6 protein-coding genes are annotated in these 5,491 nt (G+C 69.4%); all 6 read left to right on the top strand.

Annotated features, from left to right (window positions below; all coding sequences use genetic code 11):
* Window positions 1–29: 29 nt before the first annotated feature.
* The 6 genes from C1I97_RS30290 (at window position 30) to C1I97_RS30265 (ending at window position 5,444) form a co-directional block, all read left to right on the top strand.
* Window positions 30–824, top strand: coding sequence for a class II aldolase/adducin family protein (locus C1I97_RS30290; protein WP_111006293.1), 795 nt, complete (start codon window positions 30–32; stop codon window positions 822–824).
* 264 nt (window positions 825–1,088) lie between these two features.
* On the top strand, window positions 1,089–1,436 hold the full coding sequence (locus tag C1I97_RS30285; RefSeq protein ID WP_146608337.1) for an effector-associated constant component EACC1: 348 nt from the start codon (window positions 1,089–1,091) through the stop codon (window positions 1,434–1,436).
* Window positions 1,433–2,833 (top strand): caspase, EACC1-associated type, encoded by a 1,401-nt coding sequence (locus tag C1I97_RS30280; RefSeq protein WP_111006291.1) that lies wholly within the window; start codon window positions 1,433–1,435, stop codon window positions 2,831–2,833. The genes C1I97_RS30285 and C1I97_RS30280 overlap by 4 nt, the downstream gene beginning before the upstream one ends.
* 29 nt (window positions 2,834–2,862) lie before the next feature.
* The gene (locus C1I97_RS30275) at window positions 2,863–3,171 is read left to right on the top strand and encodes a hypothetical protein (protein ID WP_146608336.1); all 309 of its coding nucleotides are present in this window, start codon (window positions 2,863–2,865) and stop codon (window positions 3,169–3,171) included.
* A gap of 208 nt (window positions 3,172–3,379) precedes the next feature.
* On the top strand, window positions 3,380–4,657 hold the full coding sequence (locus C1I97_RS30270; RefSeq protein ID WP_111006289.1) for a hypothetical protein: 1,278 nt from the start codon (window positions 3,380–3,382) through the stop codon (window positions 4,655–4,657).
* 256 nt (window positions 4,658–4,913) lie between these two features.
* Entirely contained in the window at window positions 4,914–5,444 is a 531-nt protein-coding gene (locus C1I97_RS30265) for a TQO small subunit DoxD (protein ID WP_111006294.1), read from the top strand.
* The last annotated feature ends 47 nt before the right edge of the window (window positions 5,445–5,491 follow it).

The raw sequence follows: 5,491 nt of genomic DNA, 5'->3' as shown, positions 1-5,491 counted from the left end.
GGCTCGGAGATGTGTATAAGAGCCAGCCCATGCACGGCCCCACTCCGCCCCCGCCCCTGCCCACCGAGAAGCTGCGGTTCGCGATGCCGCCGATGCACGAGTCGGTGGAGGACGAACGCCGGCACCGCAAGGAACGGCTCGCGGGCGCGCTGCGGCTCTTCGGCAGGTACGGCTTCGAGGACGGCGTATCGAGCCACATCACCGCCCGCGACCCCGAGTTCAGCGACTGCTTCTGGGTCAATCCCTTCGGGATGCCGTTCAAGCACGTCACGGTGAGCGACCTGGTGCTCGCCAACCAGGAGGGGCAGGTGATCGAGGGCGGCCACCACGTCAACCAGGCCGCGTTCACCGTGCACGCCCAGGTCCACGCGGCCCGCCCGGACGTCGTGGCCGTCGTCCACTGTCACTCGGTGCACGGCCGGGCCCTGGCGGCCCTCGGCGACCTGCTGGACCCCATCACCCAGGAGAGCTGCGCCTTCTACGAGGACCACGCCCTCTACGACGCGTACACCGGAGTCACCGCCGACGCGGAGGAGGGCCGCCGCATCGCGGCCGCGCTGGGCTCCGGCAAGGCGCTGGTGCTGCGCAACCACGGACTGCTGACGGTCGGTGACTCGGTGGACGCGGCGGCCTGGTGGTTCCTGTCCATGGAACGCTCCAGCCAGGTCCAGCTGACCGCCCGCGCGGCGGGTCGGCCGGTCCTGATCGGCCACGACCTGGCGGTGACGACCCGGGAGCAGCTGGGCGGGGACCTGGTCGCCTGGATCAACTACCAGCCCCTGTGGCAGGACATCAGCCGCGCCGAACCCGACCTGCTGAGCTGAGCTGAGCTGAGCTGAGCCGAGCTGAGACCTGAGGCCTGAGATGGTGGCCAAAATACTGGCCGAGCCGCTTTGTGGGGTCATGGAGCTGGTGCCCGGCCCGGCGACGGGGGCGGTCGTGTGCCGCGAGAGGCCGAGGGTACGACAGCTCGGTGCTACCCCCGGGAGTGGCGCAGGCGTTAGCATCGGCGCCCGAGCAGTCACAGATCCGGGGAAGACATGCAACTCAGTGTTCAAGTCGACGTCCCTGACGGCCATCCAGGTGCCTTGGACCTCTACGAGTGGCTGACTCGCGATCCCGATGTCCTACGTGTGGCCGAACCAGTGCTGGCGCTCGACGACGAGCCGGACACGCTGGGCGGTCTGGAGGTCATCGAATTCGCCGTCTCGAATGTCATGGTCTTCGCCAACCTACTGGTCGCCATTGCCTCCTGGCGTGACGGACGTTCACCGGGGGCGGAGGTATGCATCGAACGTGACGGTGTCACGCTGCGTGTCGAGCATACCGACCCAGAGGACGCGCGCCGGATGTTCGAGCAGTTGACGGGCACGCATGAACCCGACGGCCGCACGGACGAGTCACATGAGCGTCGGCCCGATGATGAGGCGCCTTGATCCAGAGCGGTTGGCCGGAACTGCGGCTGTCGGATCCGGCCAAGTCCCGGGCCGTTCTCATCGAGGCCCACGAGTTCGCCCGGAACGGCGCCGGGATCCGGGACCCCAGACGTCATCTCGCCTCGCGTCCTTCGGTGGAGAGGGGCTGCCGACGCCTGGCCGAATTGTTCCAGGACCCTGCGGTTTGGGGGCTTTACCGTGAGAACTGTCACGTGGTCTCGCAGCCCACACGGGATGCCCTGTTGGGGGCCGTGCACGATGCGGCGGCAGCGGCCACGGACACACTCGTCGTGTACTACGCCGGCCACGGACTGCTGTATCCGTTCAGCACCGGATTACATCTGTCCGTGCCGGAGACGACGAAGGACAAGCCGTTCACGGCCGTGAGGTACGAGGACGTCCGCGGAATCCTGCTGGGGGCCGTCCACGTCAGACGCAAAGTCGTCATCCTCGACTGCTGTTTCAGCGGCACGGCGCTCAGGGAATCGCTGTCGTCCGGCGATGACGCAACGCTTCTGGCCGATGTTCAGGGCACCTCGGTCCTTGCCGCGTCTCCTGCCACCCAATGGGCGCTGGCCGTCGAGGGCGAGCAGTATCCCGCGTTCACCGGTGAGCTCATCGCCTTGCTGGAGGCGGGCGTTTCAGGTGGTCCCGAGCTGCTGACCATGGCGGATCTCTTCGACCACGTCGACCGATCCCTGATGCAGAAGAACCGTCCCCGCCCGCAGCAGCTCAACCGGGACCGGGGAGCGAGCATCTGCATCGCACGCAATCAGGCACCGCCGCTTCACCAGGAACCGCCCGAGAACCGGGAGGAGCAGAACGGAAAATCCGGGAGCGGGAGGAGGCGGATGCTGCTGGCGATCGGTCTGCTCGTTGTCTTCGCCGTCCTCATCTATTTCTGGCTGCTTCCGGACGGCACCGGAAGACAGGACGGTGCCTCTGGCGGGAGTACGTCCGGAAAACCTTCTGTGTTGCCGGGGATCACCTGCGGAAAGGCGCAGACCACCTTTGACACCGGCGATGGCGTGAAACGAACGGAGGTCTCCATCAAGGTTGTGCACGATGCCGCGTGCAAAGGCGACTTCGACGCCATGGAGGTGGCCATGGATCGGGGAGGCTTCGACATAACGGAGTCCATGGGCGCAGATCCCAACAAGGTCATCGCGATGTGGAAGAAGCGAAAGGACCGCACAGCCCTGCTGCGGCCTCTGGTGACCTTGTTGGAACAGAAGCCGGAGGTCTCGCAGGGGGGCCTGACGTTCTCCAACGGCCGGTACGTGACCACGTGGCAGCGAGGTGCCGGTACACAGCCCGACTCACATCTCAGGTGGTCCGGATACTTCGACTGCCGCCATATCGCGGAATCCATGAGTTTCATGTGCACCGCCCCGTAGTCCGGAAGTTCCGTGTGAGCCCGTCGTCCGTGAGCCGCTTGCGTCCTCTCCTCAGGACCGAGGCGCGGCGGAAGCTCGTCGTCGACGAAGCGGATCAGGAAGCCGAGGACCTCCCCGGCCTTAACCTCGACCGCGCGGGCCGGGGCGGCCAGGCCAAAGTGCTGCATCTTGTTGCGGTGCTTCTCCAGGCCGGTGAGTGCCTCCTCCTTGACCGCGGAGGCCGGCTCTGCCAGTACCTCGGCCACCGTGACACGGGCATTCACCAGTCGCTGCAGCACACGTTCATGCCCACTCAGCCCGAACCCAACGATCACGTTCGGAATGCGGATGGCTTCTGAGACCTGAGACCGCCCGGGGCGGCCGGACCCGGCCGTACGGGCATACGCGCAGCCGGGTCAACGCGGCGGCTCCGGCTTCACCCGCGCTGACCGGGCCGGACCGCACCTGACCGCCGGGGACGGAGTGGGGTAGGGCACAATTCGCTGACAGCGTAGGGGTGTTGTCCGCGGATTCGCTGCGGGCTGACGGAGAAGGCGGGCGTCGGGCGTGGCGGTGCAGGAAGCGAGAGACGGTGCGGCGGCGGCTGCCCACGGGGGCGGCTGCACGTGTGGGGACTGTCCGCACGGGGCGCGTGCGGGGCACCGGCGGGCCGTCGCCGAATTCCTCCTCAAGCGGGACGAGTTCGCCGCCGGGCAGGGCCTGCCGGCGGCCGTGGCCCACTCGGCGCCGGCCTCCCGGCAGTGGATCTCGGCGGAGTTGACCCAGTCGGCGGAACTCGTCGCCGAGCGCGGCCGGGCCGAGGGGCGGGCCTGGCTGGCCCGGCTGTGGCGCTGGACGGCGTACACGGTGTGGGCGGCGGTCGTGCTGCTGCTCCTGGTGCAGGCGCTGACGGCCGTCGGCGCGGGCTGGAGCACCGCGCGGACGGCGGGGCTGCTCGCGGCGGTCGTGGTGGGCGGTGCGCTGACCGCCGCCTCCTGGTTCCACCGGGCGCGCGGCGGGGCGCTGGCCCCGGTCATCGGCGAGGACAACCGGCTGTCCACCTCGCGGGCGGTCGCCGCCGGGTGGGTGCTGTTCGTGGCGTACGCGGTGCTGGTCCTGGTGGGCCGGCTGGCGGCCGCCTCGGAGCACGCGGAGCGCGACGCGCTGATCTCCGGGCTGGAGCTGGCCCGGGGCGCCGGTGTGGTCACCGTGCTCGCCGTGGTGTGCGGGATCGCGGTCCTGGTGCGGCGGGTCGTCGGGCTGCGGGTGCAGGAGCAGCGGCTGCAGAAGGTGCGGGCGGACCGGCCGTGCGCGGCCGACCTGCTGACCGACGACGCGGGACGGGGAACGTTCGCGGACATCCAGTACGTCGTGATCAGCGCCGTGGCCCTGGCCTTCGCGGCGGTCCGGCTGGCCCGGCGCCCCGACCAGCTGCCCGACCTGCCGTGGGGACTCGCGGTGGTGGTGCTGGTGTCGGCGGCGACCTACCTGGCGGGCAAGTACGCCGAGGGCGGGCGGCCGGTCGTCCTGTCGGTGGTCCGGGCCCGGGAGGCCGGGGACCTGGACGCGCCGATCCGCACCGGCGACGACATCGAGATCCGCGGCGCGGGCTTCGTCCCGCCGGGCGCGCAGGGAGCAGACCGGCTGGCGCGGATGGTGGTCCGCATCGGCGCGGTCAACGTCCATGTGCCCCTGGTCCCGGTCACGGGCGGCTTCAGCAACCCGACGGACACGGCACTGACCGTGCCCGTCCCGGCGGACGTGGAGCCGGGCCGGGTCGAGGTGCAGGTGGTGACGGCGGCGGGTGTGGAGACGAACCGGTACACGATCGACGTCACGGAGTGACGGCACGGATCGACGCCATGGAATGACGGCACGGATCGACGCCATGGAATGACGGCACGGAATGACGGCGCCTCCACCTCCCGGTGTGCCGGTCACCTCCTGACAGACGGGCCGAAGTCACGTACAGACGGGCCGAAGGCACGCGGAAGCCGGAAAAACGGCTCCACCGGGTTGAGCGGGTCATGTCTTGCATACGTATGTTCTGGTGAGCGGCAGACCACGTAGACGGCACGGTGGTGAGAGGCGGCTGGTAATGATGACTCACGGTATTCGTACGGACACGCATTCCATGTATGCCGACCGACGCGAGACCTGGCGCGACACCGCCGCCCGCTATGCCCTCCTTCCCCTCCGTGTCTTCCTGGGCATCACCTTCACCTACGCCGGTCTCGACAAGCTCACCGACAGCGGCTTCATGAAGGACGCCGGCCCCGGGTCGATCGGCGACACGATGCGCGCGGTCCGCGACTCCTCCGCCATACCCGCCCTGGTCGACCTGGCCCTGAAGAACCCGGTCGGCTTCGGCCACGGCATCGCCCTCGCCGAACTGGCCGTCGGTCTCGGCACCCTCGTCGGCCTCCTCGGCCGTCTGGCCGCACTGGGCGGCGCGCTGATCTCCCTCAGCCTGCGGCTCACGGTCAGCTGGGCCACCACCCCCTACTACTACGGCAACGACCTCGCCTATCTGATGGCCTGGCTGCCCCTCGTCCTCGCCGGCGCCCCGATGCTCTCCCTCGACGCCGCGTTGCGAGCGCGGCGACGGCGTTGGACGGGGGAGTACGCGTAGTCGGCCGGAAGGCACCGGTGGCTCAGCCGGCCCCTCCCGCCCCGGTC

Origin of the sequence: Streptomyces sp. NTH33, from assembly GCF_003236365.1 — a bacterium.
Classification (GTDB): Bacteria; Actinomycetota; Actinomycetes; order Streptomycetales; family Streptomycetaceae; genus Streptomyces.
This window is presented reverse-complemented; position numbering and strand designations above follow the sequence as displayed.